We start from the raw sequence: 15,699 nt of genomic DNA, 5'->3' as shown, positions 1-15,699 counted from the left end.
GTGCACCGGTTCTGGCGTCTGGTGGCCGACCACTGGGTGATGGCGGTCGGGCTGCTCGTGCTCGCGTACCTGTTCCTGCCGATCGTCGTGGTGTTCCTGCTGTCGCTGAACAGGCCGTCGAACCGGCTGTCCTACGACCTGTCCGACCAGTGGACCCTGGACTACTGGCTGCATCCCTTCGCGACCGCGGGGATCGGCGACGCGCTGCGGGTCAGCGTCGGCATCGCCCTCCTGGCCACCCTCGTCGCGACGGTTCTGGGCACGCTGATGGCCTTCGCCCTGGCGCGCCACCGCTTCCGTGGCCGCGGCTCGACGAACGTGCTGATCTTCCTGCCGATGGCCACGCCCGAGGTCGTGATGGGCTCCTCGCTGCTGGCCCTGTTCGTCACGCTGCAGATTCCGCTCGGCTTCTGGACCGTGGTCCTCGCGCACATCCTGTTCTGCCTGTCGTTCGTGGTCGTGACGGTGAAGGCGCGCCTGGCCGGGCTGGACCCGCGGCTGCAGGAAGCGGCGATGGACCTCTACGCCAACGAGTGGCGGACGTTTCGGAAGGTGACGTTGCCGCTGGTGCTGCCGGGCATCGCGGCGGCGGCGATGCTGTCGCTGTCGCTGTCGTTCGACGACTTCATCATCACGAACTTCAACTCGGGCACCACGGTGACGTTCCCGATGTTCGTGTGGGGCGCGGCGCAGCGCGGGATTCCCCGCGAGGTCAACGTGATCGGCACCGCGGTGTTCCTGCTGGCGTTCGCGATCGTGCTGGTCGTGCAGGTGCGCGCGCGGCGCCAGGCCCGGCGGTTGGGGGTGTCGTGAGGGTTCTGCTGATCGGTGCGGGCAGCGTCGGATCGGCCGTCGTGGCGATCGCGGCGCGGCGGTCGTTCTTCTCCTCGTTCGTGGTGGCCGACCACGCGCCCGACCGCGCGCGGCGGGCCGCCGAGTCGGTGTCGGACGAGCGTTTCACGGCCGCACCCGTCGACGCCTCGTCCACTTCGGACATCACCGGGCTGTGCCGCGCGCACGAGATCACGCACGTGCTCAACGCGGTCGACCCGCGGTTCACCATGCCGGTGTTCGACGGCGCGCTGGCGGCCGGCGCCGACTACCTGGACATGGCGATGTCACTGTCCACACCGCACCCTGCCCACCCGTACCGCCGGACCGGCGTGAAGCTGGGGGACCACCAGTTCGCGGCCGCCGCCACGTGGGAGTCGGCCGGCCGGCTGGCGCTGGTCGGCATCGGCGTCGAGCCGGGCATGTCGGACGTGTTCGCCCGCTACGCCGCCGACCACCTGTTCTCCTCGATCGAGGAGATCGGCGTGCGGGACGGCGCGAACCTCGTGGTGGAGGGCCACGACTTCGCCCCGACATTCTCGATCTGGACGACGATCGAGGAGTGCCTGAACCCGCCGGTGATCTACGAGCGCTCGCGCGGCTGGTACACCACCGAGCCGTTCTCCGAGCCGGAGGTGTTCGACTTCCCGGAGGGCATCGGGCCGGTCGAATGCGTGAACGTGGAGCACGAGGAGGTCCTGCTGATCCCGCGTTGGGTGTCCGCGGACCGTGTGACGTTCAAGTACGGGCTGGGCAACGAGTTCATCGAGGTCCTGCGCACGCTGCACCGGCTGGGCCTGGACTCGACGTCCCCGGTCCGGGTCGGCGGTGTCGGCGGCGGTGTCTCGGTGGCGCCGCGCGACGTGGTGGCGGCCTGCCTGCCGGACCCGGCCGGGCTCGGCCCCCGGATGACCGGCAAGACCTGTGCGGGCACGTGGGTCCGCGGCCTGGACCCGGCGGGCGCGCCGCGCGAGGTGTACCTCTACCACGTGGTGGACAACGAGTGGTCGATGCGCGAGTACGGCCACCAGGCGGTCTCGTGGCAGACGGCCCTGAACCCGGTGGTCGCCCTGGAGCTGCTGGCCTCCGGCGCCTGGTCGGGCAGCGGCGTCCTGGGCCCGGAGGCCTTCGACCCGGTCCCGTTCCTGGACCTGCTCAAGGAGTACGGCTCGCCGTGGGGGATGCGCGAGCAGTAGGCCCGCGCATCCCGTCCCCGCGTCCCCGGTCAGTCCCAGCTCGCCGGTCCGGCCGGCTGCCGGACGGCCGTGTTGAGGCGGTTGTAGAAGTTGGTCGTGGCGATCCAGAAGATCAGCCCGGCCAGTTGCTCCTCGGTGTAGTGCTTGGACAGCTCGGTCCACAGCTCGTCGGACACGACGTCGCGGCTGCGGTCGGCCAGCCGGGTCATCGCCTCGGTGAGCTCGAGGGCGGTGCGTTCCGCGTCGGTGTAGTACGGCGCCTCCCGCCACGCGGACACCAGCCACAGCCGGTCGCCCATCGCTCCCCGCTTCGCCTCGTCGACGAAGCCCACGCACGCGCTGCACCCGTTGATCTGGCTCGCCCGAAGGTGCACCAGCTCCAGAGTCTCCGACTCGACGCCACCCCGGTTGGCGACCTTGCTCAGGTTCTGCGAAGCCTGCACGCCGTCCGGCAGCACCATCGCGGGGTTCTTCATCAGTGCCTGCATGTCTCCTCCTTCGATCGGTCCTTCACCGCGCTGACGGATCGAGCGGCGCGGATGTGACCGGGCCGGTCACAACCGGCGCGCCGGAGCCGTCAGTGCTATGACCGAGAAACACGGGGAGGACCGATGAACGAGCAGGACTGGCTGGCCGAGCGCTTCGAGGAGCATCGCTCGCACCTGCGCGCGGTGGCCTACCGGATGCTGGGGTCGATCGCCGAGGCCGACGACGCCGTCCAGGAGTCCTGGTTCCGGCTCAGCCGCACCGGCGCGGGCGACATCGTGAACCTCGGCGGCTGGCTCACGACGGTCGTCGGCCGGGTGTGCCTCGACATGCTGCGGTCCCGCTCGGCGCGGCGCGAGGAGCCGGCCGGGCCGCACCTGCCCGACCCGATCGTCGACCGGGCGGACGGTGTCGACCCCGAGTACCAGGCGCTGCTGGCCGACTCGGTGGGGCTCGCGCTGCTCGTGGTGCTCGACACCCTCGACCCGGCCGAGCGGCTGGCGTTCGTGCTGCACGACATGTTCGCGCTGCCGTTCGACGAGATCGCGCCGATCGTCGGCCGCTCGCCGGTCGCCACGCGGCAGCTCGCCAGCCGGGCGCGCCGCCGGGTGCAGGGTGCGCCGACGACGCCCGACGCCGACCTGGCCCGGCAGCGGGCGGTGGTCGACGCCTTCTTCGCCGCCGCCCGCGACGGCGACTTCGACGCGCTCGTCGCCGTCCTCGACCCGGAGGTCGTCCTGCGCGCGGACGGCGGGGTGCTGCCGGCCGGTACGTCCCGCGTGCTGCGCGGTGCGGCCGCCGTGGCGAGCCAGGCGCTCACCTTCCGCCGCGCGGGCGGCGGACCCGGCGTCCCGCGCCCCGTCGTGGTCAACGGCGCCGCCGGCGTGCTCATCACCCGCGACGGCCGCCCGCATGTGCTGTTCGCCTTCACCGTGACGAACGACCGCGTCGCGGCGATCGACATCCTCGCCGACCCGGAGCGCCTCGCCGAGCTGTCCACCTGAGACCGCGAGTCCGACGCTCCGGTACCGCGAGTCCGACACTCCGGACGTCGCGAACGGGCCGACTCGCGGGGTCCGGAACGTTGGACACGCGGGTCACGAGTGTCGGACTCGCGAGGCGTCAGGACTCGATGTTGTGCATGACGTGCTTGACGCGGGTGTAGTCCTCGAAGCCGTACATCGACAGGTCCTTGCCGTGGCCGGAGTGCTTGAAGCCGCCGTGCGGCATCTCCGACACGAGCGGGATGTGCGTGTTGACCCAGACGCAGCCGAAGTCCAGCCGGCCCGTCATGCGCATCGCGCGGGCGTGGTCGCGGGTCCACACCGACGCGGACAGGCCGTACTCCACGCCGTTCGCCCAGCGGACCGCCTCGTCCTCGTCGGTGAAGCGCTGCACGGTGATCACCGGGCCGAACACCTCGTTCTGGCTGATCTCGTCGTCCTGGCGCACGCCGGAGACCACGGTGGGGGAGTAGAAGTAGCCGCGCTCGCCCACCTGTGACCCTCCCGTGTGGACGTTCGCGTGGTCCGGCAGGCGGTCGACGAACCCGCGCACCCGGGCGAGCTGGTCGGCGTTGTTCAGCGGGCCGTACAGCACGTCGAGGTCCGACGGCGGGCCGGTACGGGTGCCCTTCGCCTGCTCGGTGAGCGCCGCGACGAACTCGTCGTGGCTGCCCGGGCCGGCCAGCACCCGGGTCGCGGCCGTGCAGTCCTGCCCGGCGTTGAAGTACCCGCCGATCGCGATGGCCTCCGCCGCCGCGGCGAGGTCGGCGTCGTCGAACACCACGACCGGGGCCTTGCCGCCGAGCTCGAGGTGCACGCGCTTGAGGTCCCGCCCGGCCGCCTCGGCGACCTCACGGCCGGCCCGGACCGAACCGGTGATCGACACCATCCGCGGCGTCTCGTGCGCGACCAGCGCGCGGCCGGTGTCCCGGTCGCCGCAGATCACGTTGCACACGCCCGGCGGGAAGAACTCGGCGGCGATCTCGGCCATCAGCAGCGTCGACGCCGGCGTGGTGTCGGACGGCTTGAGCACCACCGTGTTGCCCGCCGCGATGGCCGGCGCGATCTTCCAGACCGCCATCATCAGCGGGTAGTTCCACGGCGTGACCTGTGCACACACCCCGATCGGCTCGCGCCGTACGTAGCTCGTGTGCCCGGCGAGGTACTCGCCCGCCGAGCGGCCCTCGAGCATCCGCGCGGCGCCGGCGAAGAACCGGAAGTGGTCGATCGCGGGCGGCAGCTCCTCCTCCAGTGTGAGCTGCCGCGGCTTGCCGGTGTTGCGGCACTCCGCGTCGAGCAGGTCGTCCGCGCGTGCCTCCAGGGCGTCGGCGAACCTGAGCATGGCGAGCTGGCGCTCCCGTGGCGTCACGTCCCGCCACTTCTCGAACGCCGCCGCGGCGGCACGCATGGCGCGGTCGACGTCGGCCGCCGTGGACACCGGGGCCGCCGCGAACACCTCGCCGGTGCTGGGGTCGATCAGGTCCGCGTATGCGCCGTCGGCCGGCTCGACGAACGCGCCGTCGACGAAGTTCCGCAGGATGGTCTTGTCGGTCATGTCCGGGCTCCCTGACGAGGATCACGTTGGCTCCGTGCCATCCTCGCGACTGAATCCGCAGCAGACAAGCCCTGAAGCAACCGGATTCGTGTCAGGGTAGCTCCGCGCAGTCCCTAGCCGGACGCGGACGCCTCGGCGGGCTGGCCCGGCACCGGGGAGGCGGCGGAGAGGTCCAGCTCGGCCCACACGATCTTGCCGTCCTCGTGGGTCCACTGCCCCCAGTCGAGCGAGTACGCCGCCACGAGCAGCAGGCCGCGGCCGCCGTCCCGGTCGGGCTCGCGGGGTACGGCCGGTTCGGTGGAGCCGTCGGCGACCTCCACGCGCAGCCGGCCGCCCGTGCGGCGCAGGCTGACCCGGTACGGCCCGCCGCTGTGCCGCAGCGCGTTCGAGGTCAGCTCGTCGATCACCGAGAGTGCGTCGACCAGCAGGTCTTCGCTAAGGTCCGCGAGCAGCCCCCGGGCCCACCAGCGAACCCGGGCGAGCTCGGTGAGCTCCGCCGAGATGACGAGAACCTCCACCGGTTCGTCCGCCATGATCCTTCGTCCCCTCGCCCCGTGCCGTGCCCCACCGCGGACCGGGACTTCCCCGCCCCGCCCGGCAACATGCGTGCCGGAACTCATTGTTCCTTTACTGATACGTGCCCGCGCAGCAATCGGTTTGACCCGGCGGCCGTGCCGCGTGTTCAGCTGCGTGCGGCTGTTGACTTGCCACCGACTTCCAGGTAAACACAGAGATACACAGATTGAACGGCGGTAAATCCACATGTACGCGGAAGAGCGGCAGCAGCACATCGTCGACCGCGCCCGGCGCGAGGGCCGGGTCGACGTCGCGGAGCTCTCCGCGGAGCTGGCGGTGACCGGCGAGACGATCCGGCGCGACCTGTCCGTCCTGGAGCGGCACGGCCTGCTGCGCCGGGTGCACGGCGGCGCGATCCCGGTCGAGCGCCTCGGCTTCGAGCCCGCGCTCGCGGCCCGCGACGCGCTGCTCACCGCGGAGAAGGACCGGATCGCCAAGGCGGCGCTCGCCGAGGTGCCCGAGGAGGGCTCGATCATCCTCGACGCCGGCTCCACCACGGCCCGGCTCGCGGAGATCCTGCCGGTCGACCGGCAGCTGACCGTACTCACCAACGCGCTGCCGACCGCGCTGTCGCTCGCCACCCGGTCCAACGTCACCGTGCTGTTCATCGGCGGCCGGGTCCGCGGCCGCACGTTGGCCTGCGTCGACCCGTGGGCGATGGAGGCGCTCGCACAGAGCTATGTGGACGTCGCGTTCGTGGCCACCAACGGCGTGTCCGTCCAACGTGGACTGACCACTCCGGACCAGGCGGAGGCCGCGGTGAAGCGGGCGATGATCGCGGCCGCCCGGCGGACCGTGCTGCTCGCCGACCACACCAAGGTCACCGCCGACCACCTGTCCCGGTTCGGCCGGCTCGCCGACATCGACATGTTCATCACCGACACCGGGCTCGACGAGCGCACCGCGGCCGAACTCGAGTCCCACGGCCCGAGAGTAGTCCGCGCATGACACAGTCCCGCCTCCCCGGACTTCACACTTGTGGTCACGCTGGGACGACACGGTCGCTGACGGCGCGTACCTGTGGCTGGGTCGCGCCCCGTTCCCCTTGGGTGCGGCTGGCGGCCACGCGGCTGGCGCAAACACCATGATCGTAACGCTGACGCTCAACCCGAGCCTGGACCGCACGATCGAGATCGCGCGGCTCACCCGGGGCGCCATGACCCGGGCCACCGGCACCCGCCTCGACCCGGGCGGCAAGGGTGTCAACGTGGCGCGGGCGCTGGCCGCGCACCGGATCCCGACCTGTGCGGTGGTACCGGTCGGTGGGCCGGAGGGCAGCCAGCTCACCGCGCTGCTGGAGGTCGAAGGCATCGACGTGTGCGCGGTGCCGGTCACCGGGCACACCCGCTCCAACGTGAGCCTCGTCGAGCCGGACGGCACGGTGACCAAGGTCAACGAGCCCGGCGGCTCGCTGGCGGCGGGCGACCTGGAGCGCATCGTCGCGGCGACGCTGTCGGCCGCGGTCGGGGCGGACTGGGTGGTGGCGAGCGGCAGCCTGCCGCCCGGCGTGCCGGACACCTTCTACGGCCGGCTCGGCGCGCGCCTCGCCGAGCCGGGTGTCCGGTTCGCCGTGGACACCTCCGGCCCGCCCCTCGCCGCGACCCTCGGCTGCGGGCCGGCCCTGGTGAAGCCGAACCGCGAGGAGCTCGCCGAGTCGGCCGGCTCCCGGGTGGACACGCTCGGCGACGCCGTGCGAGCGGCGGAGGCGATGCGTGCCGCGGGCGCGGAGTCGGTGCTGGCGAGTCTCGGCGCCGACGGCGCGGTGCTGGTCGACCGGCACGGCGTGCGCTACGGCGAGTCCCCCGTGGACCGTGGGCGCAGTGCGGTCGGGGCGGGTGACGCGATGCTGGCCGGGTTCCTCGCGGCCGGGATCGCGGGTGGGGATGGTCTCGTCGAGGCGTTGTCGTGGGGTGCCGCGGCGGTGCGGTTCCCGGGCTCCCGGATGCCCGGACCGTCCGATGTGGAGCGTGGTGCCGTCCTGGTGCACGCCACCGCCGATCCTTCGCGACCGCTGCGCGGTCCGCACCAAGAGCACGGGATGGAGCAGGTTCGATGACGAATGTCGCTATCTCAGACCTGAAGCACCTGAAGGGCAACGGTTTCCGCGCCAGAGTCCAGCGTTTCGGCGGCAACCTGGCCGGCATGATCATGCCGAACATCGGTGCGTTCATCGCGTGGGGCCTGATCACCGCCATGTTCATCCCGACCGGCTGGCTGCCCAACGAGACACTCGGTGCGCTGGTCGACCCGATGATCACGGTGCTGCTGCCGGTGCTGATCGGCTACACCGGCGGCCGGATGGTCCACGGCCAGCGCGGCGCGGTGGCCGGCGCGATCGCCACGATGGGCGTGGTGGTCGGCGCCGACGTCCCGATGTTCCTCGGCGCGATGCTCATCGGCCCGCTGGCCGCGGTGCTCGTCAAGGGCTTCGACCGGCTCGTCGAGGGCCGGATCCGGACCGGCTTCGAGATGCTGGTCAACAACTTCTCGATCGGCATCATCGGCGGCGGCATGGCGCTGCTGGGGACGATCGGCATCGGCCCGATCGTCGAGGCGCTGACCAGGGCCGCCGGCAACGCGGTCGACTTCCTGGTGGACAACAGCCTGCTGCCGCTCGTGTCGATCATCGTCGAGCCGGCGAAGGTGCTGTTCCTCAACAACGCGATCAACCACGGTGTGTTCGGCCCGCTCGGCGTCGACCAGGCCACCGAGCACGGCCAGTCGATCCTGTTCATGATCGAGACGAACCCGGGGCCGGGGCTGGGCATCCTGACCGCGTTCCTCCTCTTCGGACCGCGCCGGACCCGCGCCACCGTGCCGGGCGCGATGATCATCCACTTCCTCGGCGGCATCCACGAGATCTACTTCCCGTACGTGCTGATGAAGCCGAAGCTGATCCTCGCCGCGGTCGCCGGCGGCATGGCGGGCGTGGGCACCGCGCTCATCACGAACTCCGGCCTGCTGGCCACCCCGGCGCCGGGCAGCATCTTCGCCTACCTGGCGGTCACCCCGCGCGGCGGTCACCTCAGCGTGCTGCTGTGCATCGCGATCGCGGCCGGGGTGTCGTTCCTGGTGGGCGCCGCGCTGCTGCGGTTCGGCCACGACGGCGACGTCGACGAGCCGGCCGCACCGACCGCGGACCCGGCGGACGGGCCGGCCCAACCCGGTGCGCCCGGTGATCAGCGGGCCGGGCACCGGAGCGAGCTCACGGGCGGCGGTGCGGCGGTGAGCGCGCCGGGCAACGGGGCGGTCGCCGCGCCGGCCCGGCCGGTGATCTCCGGCAGGGAGGTCACGACGCTCGTGGTCGCCTGCGACGCCGGGATGGGCAGCAGCGTGATGCTGGCGAGCCAGCTGCGAACCCGGCTCGAGCCCTACGGCGTGGCCGTCGAGCACGTGTCGATCAGTCAGATCCCGGCCGGGACGCGGCTCGTGCTCACGCACGCCGACCTCGCCGACCGGGCCCGCGCGACCGTGCCGCACGCGGTGGTCGTGCCGTTCCACATGTTCCTCGGCGACCCGGTGTTCGACGAGGTGGAGAAGGCCATCAGGGAAGGCGGCGAGATCCGTGGCTGAGCCCGCGGGCGTACTGCCCAAGGAAGGCATCCGGCTGGCGCTGACCGCGACCGACAAGTGGGACGCGATCCGCCGGTCCGGGGCACTGCTCCGCGAGCTGGGCGCCGTCGAGGCCGGCTACCCGGAGGCCATGCTGGAGCGCGAGCGCTCGGTGTCGACCTACATCGGCGAGGGCGTGGCGATTCCACATGGGACGGACGAGAGCCGCGCGCTGGTGCGCCGCACGACGCTTGGTGTGCTGCGGTTCCCGGACGGCGTGGACTGGGACGGCCAGCCGGTGACGATCTGCGTGGCCATCGCGGCCAAGGGCGACGAGCACGTCACGGTGCTCTCCGCGCTGGCGCGGATCCTGATGGACCCGGCCCGGGCCGAGCGGCTGCGCACGTCGTCGAGCGCCGAGGAGGTCCACGAGCTGCTTTCGGGTCTGGGAGACGGGATCGGAGAAGGGATCCAGGCATGAGGGTGGCGCGTTTCCACGCCCCGGGCGACCTCCGCCTGGAGGACGCCGACGAGCCGGTGCCGCGCCCGGGCGAGGTGAAGATCCGCGTCCGCCAGTGCTCGACGTGCGGCACCGACGTGAAGATCTTCAACCACGGCCACCACCACCTGGTGCCGCCGCGGGTCATCGGCCACGAGATCGCGGGCGAGATCGTCGAGGTGGGTTCGGACGTGCCCGGCGGCTGGTCGGCCGGCGACCGGGTCCAGGTGATCGCCGCGGTGCCGTGCGGGACGTGCCCGGACTGCGTGCGGGGCCGGATGACCGTCTGTCCCAACCAGACCTCGATGGGCTACCACTACGACGGCGGGTTCGCCGAGTACCTCGTGGTGCCGCCTGCGGTGTTGCGGGTGGACGGTCTGAACCGGATCCCGGACGGGGTGGGCTTCGCCGAGGCGTCGGTCGCCGAGCCGCTCGCGTGCGTGGTCAACGGGCAGGAGCTGGCCGGCGTCGCGACGGACGACGACGTGGTCGTGGTCGGTGCCGGCCCGATCGGCTGCCTGCACGTGCGGCTGGCTCGCGCCCGCGGTGCTCGCCGGGTGTTCCTGGTGGAGCTGAACCGGTCTCGTCTGGACATGTCGGCGGCCGTCGTCGAGCCGGACGCGGCGGTCTGCGGATCCGAGGTGGACGCCATCGACGAGGTGCGCAAGCTGACCGACGGGCGCGGCGCGGACGTCGTGATCACGGCGGCCGCGTCCGGCGCCGCGCAGCGGGAAGCGCTGCGGATGGCCGCGCGCAGCGGGCGGATCAGCTTCTTCGGCGGCCTGCCCAAGGACCGGCCGAGGATCTCGCTGGACTCGAACCTCGTGCACTACCGGGAGCTGACGATCCTCGGCGCCAACGGGTCCAGCCCGGCACACAACAAGCGCGCGCTGGAGCTGATCGCGGCCGGGTGGGTGCCGGTGCACGACCTGATCACCCACCGGCTGCGGCTGACCGAGTTCCACGACGCGATCGAGCTGGTCGCGTCCGGGCAGGCCATCAAGGTGACCATCGAGCCGTAACCTGGTGTCAAGGAGGACACGATGCCCACTCGAGACGTCGTCGTCGGGTCGAGGATCGGACTGCACGGGCGCCCCGCCGCCGTCGTCGTGAGGACCGCGGCGGCCCAGCCGGTGACGATCCGGATCGGCATGGGCGGGCGGCTGCCGGTCGACGCGAGCAGCATCATCGCGGTGCTGGCGCTCGGCGCCCACGGCGGCGACACGGTCACCATCTCGGCCGAGGGCGAAGGAGCCGAGGCCGCGCTCGACGCGGTGGCCGGCGTGCTCGCCGAGGACCTCGACGCGGAGCCGGCCGCGGAGCCGAACACCGAGCCGAACACGGAGCCGGCCGGTGCCTGACCTGGCGGGGCTGGGCGTGAGCCCGGGGCGGACGGCCGGGCCGGTGTACCGGATGTCCCCGCCGCCGACGCTGCCCGCCGACCCGCCACCGGTGACCGACGTGCAAGTCGAGACGGAGAAGGAGGCGGCGGCCGCGGCGCTGCGGTTCGTCGCCGACGAGCTGGCCCGGTTGTCCCGGCAGGTCGAGGGCACCGCGTCCGATGTGCTGGACACCGAGTCGATGATGGCCGCCGACCCGACCCTGGCCGATTCCGTGTCCCGCCGGATCGAGGCCGGCCGGCCCGCGGCGTGGGCCGTGGCCGACGCGGTCGCCGAGCAGCAGGAGGCGTTCGCGGCGATCGGCGGCTACTTCGCCGAGCGGGCCGCGGACCTCGCCGACATCCGCGACCGCGCGGTGGCCCGGTTACTGGGCGAGCCGATGCCCGGCCTGCCGCGGCCGGGGGAGCCGTACGTGCTCGTCGCCGACGACCTGTCGCCGGCCGACACCGCGCTGCTGGACCCGGCCGCGGTGCTGGCGATCGTCACCCGGCGCGGCGGCCCGACGAGCCACACGGCGATCCTTGCGAAGGCCCGTGGCCTGCCCGCGGTCGTCGGCTGTGCCGGGGTGCGCAACCTGCCCGACGGCACGACGGTCGCCGTGGACGGCACGACCGGCCTGGTGTCCACTGTGGACGCGGTAACGGCGGGAGCGATCCGGGCGGAGGCGGCGCGGGAGCGGGAGCGTCAAGACGCGGTCACGGGCCCGGGCCGGACCGCCGACGGGCACCCGGTGCCGCTGCTGCTCAACGTCGGCGGCGCGGGTGAGGTGATCCCGGACGCCGAGGGCGTGGGCCTGTTCCGCACGGAGTTCCTGTTCCTGGGCCGGACGAGCGCGCCTGCGGTGGCGGAGCAGGAGCGGGCGTACGAGGAGGTGTTCCGTGCGGCCGGGCCGGGCAAGATCGTGCTGCGCACGCTGGACGCCGGGGCGGACAAGCCGCTGCCGTTCCTCGGGCTCGCGGCCGAGGACAACCCGGCGCTGGGGGTGCGCGGCCTGCGCATCGCCCGCGACCACCCCGCCGTGCTGGCCGGCCAGCTCGAGGCCGTGGCCAGTGCCGCGCGCGCGACCGGTGCCGACGTGTGGGTGATGGCGCCGATGGTCGCGACCGCGACGGAGGCCGACGCGTTCGCCGCGCAGGCCCGCCTGGCCGGCCTGCCGACCGTCGGGGTGATGATCGAGGTCCCGGCCGCGGCGTTGCGGGCGCGCCGGCTGCTCGAGGTCGTCGACTTCGTGAGCATCGGGACGAACGACCTGAGCCAGTACACGATGGCGGCGGACCGGATGAACGGCGAGCTGGCCGACCTGCTGGACCCGTGGCAGCCGCCGGTGCTCGAGCTGGTGGCGGAGGTGGCGAAGGCCGGCCGGGACGCGGGCAAGCCGGTCGGCGTGTGCGGCGAGTCGGCCGGGGATCCGTTGCTGGCGCTGGTGTTCACCGGTATGGGCGTGACGACGTTGTCGATGTCGGGCTCGGTGCTGCCGGCGGTCCGCGCGGCGCTGGCCGCCCACTCACGCGCCGACTGCGAGCGCCTCGCCCGCCTCGCACTCGACGCCCCCGACGCGACCACCGCCCGGCGCGCGGTGGCCGAGCAGGCGGGCGCCTAAGGGGTGTCCGGCGCGCCCAGCGACTCGATCCGGGCGGCCAGGGCGGCGCGGCTCACCGGTGGCAGGACCGGGCGGACCAGGGTGGTGGATCGGCCGGCGACCGCGTCGGCGACGAACCGGGCGACGGCGGCGGGAGACTGCACGGCGTCGCCGCCCAGGTAGCCCACGACGACCGGTGGCTCGGCGGGAGCCGTCTCCACGCCGACGTACCAGCCGAGCCGCTCGTCCCAGGCCAGCATCAGCTCCCGGTCCGGGCGCTCGATCCATCGCTGGCTGAGCGCGAGGTACGCGGTGGCGGTGTCGCTGACCTCGTACCCGGTGGCCTCCGGCGGCACGCCGATCGCGTCGGCGACCCGCCGGACGTAACCGCACAGCGTCGTGCCGAGCCGGGTCGGCCCCTCGAGCATGTCGTCCAACCCCAGCATCGACACCAGTCGGACGAAGTCGGGCACGTCCCGAGCGTTCCCGGCGACCGTGTGCGTCGCGCTGTCGCGCTGAGCGGACCGTTCCCGCGCCGCCTTGGCCAGGCCGAACGCGAACTGGTCGGCCGGCCGGAGGTGCTTGCTCTGTCGTGTCGGGTTCATCCGAGGTCAGCCGCGAGGGCACGCGGGGGATTGGCTCGTGACGATATGCGGGCCCGACCTCATGTCGGTGCTCCCGTCCTCGGCCGGATGCCGGCCGAACTCACATAGTCGAGGACGAAACCGGCTCGTCCGCCAGCATGCGATGTGCCTTCGACGCTCTCAGCCTACACGTCAACGGAGTCATCAGCGCCGGTCGGAGGGCCGGGACGGTGCGGCGCGATGCGTAAGAGGTTGGTAAGACACGAACAGCGCCGGACGGTGCGAGGATCACGGGCGGGAACGATCGCCGTCAGTCGGGGATACCGCATCGTGAGAACCACGCACGGACGTCCAACGGTACTCATCGCGCCGCGCCGGATCGGGCTCGGTCGCCTCAGCGGCGGTGGTGGCGGCCGGTGCGCGTGGCGCGTTCCCGTTGGGCCAGCACATCATGAGCCCCGCTGCGCTGGTCGTGCGTGGATGATGCTCGCGCTGGTGAGCGCGTACCCGACCGTCCGGTTCCGGTCCGCCGGCATGGTGATGAGCTGGTTCCCGCGAGAAACCGCGGCCGCCCGGGAACGCCCGGGCGGCCGCGGTCGTGCTCGGGGCGGGAGGGTCAGGTGGACGCGGCCTCGCTCTCGCCGGTCTTGTCGCCGCTGCCGCGCTCCTCGATGACCCGCTCGTTTTCGGCGCGGTGCGCGCGGTACTGGCGGATCGAGTAGACCAGTGCGGCGGCCCACACCACGCCGATCACCGCGTAGACCGGCCAGCGGACGGCGTCGCTCGCGTCGATCCATTCGCTCGTCAGCAGTGTGCGGATGTTGGTCAGGATGATGATGCCGCCGACCGCCGAGCCGAGCACGCGCGGCGGGATGTGCCGGACGAGCCAGGCCGCGATCGGGGCCGCGATCACGCCGCCGACCAGCAACGCGACGACCCAGGTGAAGTTGATGCCCTGGGAGCCGATGCCGACCAGGAAGCCGATGCTCGCGGCGATGGCGACGAGGAACTCGCTGGTGTCGATCGAGCCGATGGTCTTGCGCGGCTCCAGGCGGCCGCTCGCGAGGATGGCCGGGGTGCCGACCGGGCCCCAGCCGCCGCCACCGGTCGAGTCGATGAAGCCGGCGAGCAGGCCGAGCGGGCCGAGGAAGCGCTTGCGCAGCGGCTTGCCAAGGTTGTGCCGCGGCAGCCCGAACGTCGTGAACCGGACCAGGATGTAGCTGCCGAGGATCAGCAGCAGCACCGACATGACGGGCTTGGCCGTCTCGGTGGACAGGCTGGACAGGAACGTCGCTCCCGCGAAGGCGCCGACCGCGCCGGGGATGCCGATCTTCGCGACGACCTTCCAGTCGACGTTGCCGAACCGCCAGTGAGCGAGCCCCGACGCCAGCGTCGTGCCGATCTCCGCCAGGTGCACGGTCGCGGACGCGGCCGCCGGGTGGGTGCCGATCGCCAGGAGCAGGGTGGTGGACGTGACGCCGTAGGCCATGCCCAGGCTGCCGTCGACGAGTTGGGCACCCAGGCCCACCAGGGCCAGCAAGACCAGCTGTCGCATCACATCATCCATTTCTTTGGTCGAATTACCTAGCATCTTCCGGATCGGGCGCCCTGATCGCCAACCCGGTCCACATGCCGGAACATTCCGTGGGAAGTTCGACGGGCAGCCTTGCGCAACCGGCCGCTCGACGCTACAAGCTCACCGCGGGTAGGCGGTCGGCCCGGCGACACGACGTGGGTCAGGACGGAACCGAGCCCGTGACCAGGCGTCGAGCCACTCCACATCCGCCCCGGCGGGCAGCGGGCCTGCTTTGTCCATTGTGGACCAGAAGGTGCGGATGTTCGCCGGCGCCGCCTCCCGGGCGGCCTGCGCGGCGGCGGCGATGAGCGGTTCGACGGGCTCCGCCTGCTGGGCGACCGCGAGCAGGCCGCCGGCCCGGGCCATCATCTCCCGAACCCCCGCTGGCGAACGCCGCGATGCGGCCGTCGGCGCGGTCGTGGTCACCGCGAACCACTCGCGGCTCGCGACGTCGACCGGTTCCGTGTCGCCGACGAGGGCCACGTCGACGCCCCGCTTCAGCAGCGCCGCCTTGGTGCCGAACCGCACGTACCCGGTGCGCGCGCCGACGCCGGCTGCCTCGGTGACCGCCGCGAGCGTCGTCGTCGCGTAGCCGTCCGCCACGAACAGCTCGGTAGCGGCCCGCACGATCCGCTCCTCGGTGTCGGCCACCCTGGCCCCGCGACTGGCCGGAATCCACCACCTCAAGCTGCCGGAGTCCGTCCCGCGCCTGGTAAGAGAGCCGGCTCGGCTACACGCTCCAGATCGAGTTCGTCGAGCAGGGCACGCTGATGGGTGTCGCGCTCCGGCACCCCAACGGCGGGCCGCCCCTGGCGCTGCGGCTCGACCCGGCACGCGCGGCCGCGGCGGCCGGGTTCGACC

The 15,699-nt window shown here is 72.5% G+C and carries 16 protein-coding genes; 10 read left to right on the top strand and 6 right to left on the bottom strand.

Annotated elements, in window-relative coordinates; genetic code table 11:
- Both ACRDTB_RS22905 and ACRDTB_RS22900 read left to right on the top strand, forming a co-directional pair.
- A complete protein-coding gene (locus ACRDTB_RS22905; protein ID WP_431433386.1) occupies nucleotides 1–813 on the top strand; it encodes an ABC transporter permease in 813 nt (270 codons plus the stop codon).
- Nucleotides 810–2,027: a saccharopine dehydrogenase family protein gene (locus tag ACRDTB_RS22900; RefSeq protein ID WP_431433385.1), complete on the top strand. Its 1,218-nt coding sequence runs from the start codon at nucleotides 810–812 to the stop codon at nucleotides 2,025–2,027. Before ACRDTB_RS22905 ends, ACRDTB_RS22900 begins: the two co-directional genes overlap by 4 nt.
- Before the next feature lie 29 nt (nucleotides 2,028–2,056).
- On the opposite strand, the gene ACRDTB_RS22895 is transcribed toward ACRDTB_RS22900, so the two are convergent.
- Nucleotides 2,057–2,515: a carboxymuconolactone decarboxylase family protein gene (locus ACRDTB_RS22895; RefSeq protein ID WP_431433383.1), complete on the bottom strand. Its 459-nt coding sequence runs from the start codon at nucleotides 2,513–2,515 to the stop codon at nucleotides 2,057–2,059.
- A gap of 123 nt (nucleotides 2,516–2,638) precedes the next feature.
- Here ACRDTB_RS22895 and ACRDTB_RS22890 point away from each other — a divergent pair, with 123 nt between their 5' ends.
- A complete protein-coding gene (locus tag ACRDTB_RS22890; protein ID WP_431433381.1) occupies nucleotides 2,639–3,517 on the top strand; it encodes a sigma-70 family RNA polymerase sigma factor in 879 nt (292 codons plus the stop codon).
- 118 nt (nucleotides 3,518–3,635) lie between these two features.
- Here ACRDTB_RS22890 and ACRDTB_RS22885 read toward each other — a convergent pair whose 3' ends face one another.
- Together ACRDTB_RS22885 and ACRDTB_RS22880 are read right to left on the bottom strand one after the other, a co-directional pair.
- Complete coding sequence (locus ACRDTB_RS22885; RefSeq protein WP_431433380.1) at nucleotides 3,636–5,072, bottom strand: gamma-aminobutyraldehyde dehydrogenase; 1,437 nt, start codon at nucleotides 5,070–5,072, stop codon at nucleotides 3,636–3,638.
- Nucleotides 5,073–5,185: 113 nt separating this feature from the next.
- Nucleotides 5,186–5,605, bottom strand: a complete 420-nt coding sequence (locus ACRDTB_RS22880) for an ATP-binding protein (RefSeq protein WP_431433378.1) — start codon at nucleotides 5,603–5,605, stop codon at nucleotides 5,186–5,188.
- 229 nt (nucleotides 5,606–5,834) lie between these two features.
- Between ACRDTB_RS22880 and ACRDTB_RS22875 the strand changes: the two genes are divergently transcribed.
- The 7 genes from ACRDTB_RS22875 (at nucleotide 5,835) to ptsP (ending at nucleotide 12,699) form a co-directional block, all read left to right on the top strand.
- Complete coding sequence (locus ACRDTB_RS22875; RefSeq protein WP_431433376.1) at nucleotides 5,835–6,596, top strand: DeoR/GlpR family DNA-binding transcription regulator; 762 nt, start codon at nucleotides 5,835–5,837, stop codon at nucleotides 6,594–6,596.
- A 136-nt stretch (nucleotides 6,597–6,732) separates the two neighbouring features.
- The gene (locus ACRDTB_RS22870) at nucleotides 6,733–7,704 is read left to right on the top strand and encodes a 1-phosphofructokinase family hexose kinase (protein ID WP_431433375.1); all 972 of its coding nucleotides are present in this window, start codon (nucleotides 6,733–6,735) and stop codon (nucleotides 7,702–7,704) included.
- Nucleotides 7,701–9,221 carry a PTS mannitol transporter subunit IICB gene (locus ACRDTB_RS22865; RefSeq protein ID WP_431433373.1) on the top strand — a complete coding sequence of 507 codons (1,521 nt, stop codon included), beginning with the start codon at nucleotides 7,701–7,703 and terminating at the stop codon, nucleotides 9,219–9,221. Before ACRDTB_RS22870 ends, ACRDTB_RS22865 begins: the two co-directional genes overlap by 4 nt.
- Nucleotides 9,214–9,681 carry a PTS sugar transporter subunit IIA gene (locus ACRDTB_RS22860; RefSeq protein WP_431433371.1) on the top strand — a complete coding sequence of 156 codons (468 nt, stop codon included), beginning with the start codon at nucleotides 9,214–9,216 and terminating at the stop codon, nucleotides 9,679–9,681. The genes ACRDTB_RS22865 and ACRDTB_RS22860 overlap by 8 nt, the downstream gene beginning before the upstream one ends.
- Nucleotides 9,678–10,721, top strand: coding sequence for a zinc-dependent dehydrogenase (locus ACRDTB_RS22855; RefSeq protein ID WP_431433369.1), 1,044 nt, complete (start codon nucleotides 9,678–9,680; stop codon nucleotides 10,719–10,721). Before ACRDTB_RS22860 ends, ACRDTB_RS22855 begins: the two co-directional genes overlap by 4 nt.
- Nucleotides 10,722–10,742: 21 nt before the next feature.
- A complete protein-coding gene (locus ACRDTB_RS22850; RefSeq protein WP_431433368.1) occupies nucleotides 10,743–11,060 on the top strand; it encodes an HPr family phosphocarrier protein in 318 nt (105 codons plus the stop codon).
- Complete coding sequence (gene ptsP / locus ACRDTB_RS22845; RefSeq protein WP_431433367.1) at nucleotides 11,053–12,699, top strand: phosphoenolpyruvate--protein phosphotransferase; 1,647 nt, start codon at nucleotides 11,053–11,055, stop codon at nucleotides 12,697–12,699. Before ACRDTB_RS22850 ends, ptsP begins: the two co-directional genes overlap by 8 nt.
- Here ptsP and ACRDTB_RS22840 read toward each other — a convergent pair.
- The 3 genes from ACRDTB_RS22840 to ACRDTB_RS22830 form a co-directional block, all read right to left on the bottom strand.
- Nucleotides 12,696–13,283: a DUF6292 family protein gene (locus ACRDTB_RS22840; RefSeq protein ID WP_431433365.1), complete on the bottom strand. Its 588-nt coding sequence runs from the start codon at nucleotides 13,281–13,283 to the stop codon at nucleotides 12,696–12,698. The two genes, ptsP and ACRDTB_RS22840, sit on opposite strands and share 4 nt — an antisense overlap.
- A 595-nt stretch (nucleotides 13,284–13,878) precedes the next feature.
- The gene (locus ACRDTB_RS22835; RefSeq protein ID WP_431433363.1) at nucleotides 13,879–14,817 is read right to left on the bottom strand and encodes a sulfite exporter TauE/SafE family protein; all 939 of its coding nucleotides are present in this window, start codon (nucleotides 14,815–14,817) and stop codon (nucleotides 13,879–13,881) included.
- Nucleotides 14,818–14,958: 141 nt separating this feature from the next.
- A complete protein-coding gene (locus ACRDTB_RS22830; RefSeq protein ID WP_431433362.1) occupies nucleotides 14,959–15,489 on the bottom strand; it encodes a helix-turn-helix domain-containing protein in 531 nt (176 codons plus the stop codon).
- Nucleotides 15,490–15,699 lie beyond the last annotated feature (210 nt).

It is taken from the genome of Actinophytocola sp., assembly GCF_050699935.1.
Lineage (GTDB): Bacteria > Actinomycetota > Actinomycetes > Mycobacteriales > Pseudonocardiaceae > Actinophytocola.
The sequence above is the reverse complement of the archived record's forward strand: the minus strand, read 5'-3'. Positions and strand labels throughout refer to the sequence as shown.

Bases quoted from the DNA above. Each gene is read 5' to 3' on its own strand.
- ACRDTB_RS22895 (WP_431433383.1), bottom strand. From the start codon at position 2,515: ATGCAGGCACTGATGAAGAACCCCGCGATGGTGCTGCCGGACGGCGTG.
- ACRDTB_RS22890 (WP_431433381.1), top strand. From the start codon at position 2,639: ATGAACGAGCAGGACTGGCTGGCCGAGCGCTTCGAGGAGCATCGCTCG.
- ACRDTB_RS22885 (WP_431433380.1), bottom strand. From the start codon at position 5,072: ATGACCGACAAGACCATCCTGCGGAACTTCGTCGACGGCGCGTTCGTC.
- ACRDTB_RS22880 (WP_431433378.1), bottom strand. From the start codon at position 5,605: ATGGCGGACGAACCGGTGGAGGTTCTCGTCATCTCGGCGGAGCTCACC.
- ACRDTB_RS22875 (WP_431433376.1), top strand. From the start codon at position 5,835: ATGTACGCGGAAGAGCGGCAGCAGCACATCGTCGACCGCGCCCGGCGC.
- ACRDTB_RS22870 (WP_431433375.1), top strand. From the start codon at position 6,733: ATGATCGTAACGCTGACGCTCAACCCGAGCCTGGACCGCACGATCGAG.
- ACRDTB_RS22865 (WP_431433373.1), top strand. From the start codon at position 7,701: ATGACGAATGTCGCTATCTCAGACCTGAAGCACCTGAAGGGCAACGGT.
- ACRDTB_RS22855 (WP_431433369.1), top strand. From the start codon at position 9,678: ATGAGGGTGGCGCGTTTCCACGCCCCGGGCGACCTCCGCCTGGAGGAC.
- ACRDTB_RS22850 (WP_431433368.1), top strand. From the start codon at position 10,743: ATGCCCACTCGAGACGTCGTCGTCGGGTCGAGGATCGGACTGCACGGG.
- ACRDTB_RS22840 (WP_431433365.1), bottom strand. From the start codon at position 13,283: ATGAACCCGACACGACAGAGCAAGCACCTCCGGCCGGCCGACCAGTTC.
- ACRDTB_RS22835 (WP_431433363.1), bottom strand. From the start codon at position 14,817: ATGCGACAGCTGGTCTTGCTGGCCCTGGTGGGCCTGGGTGCCCAACTC.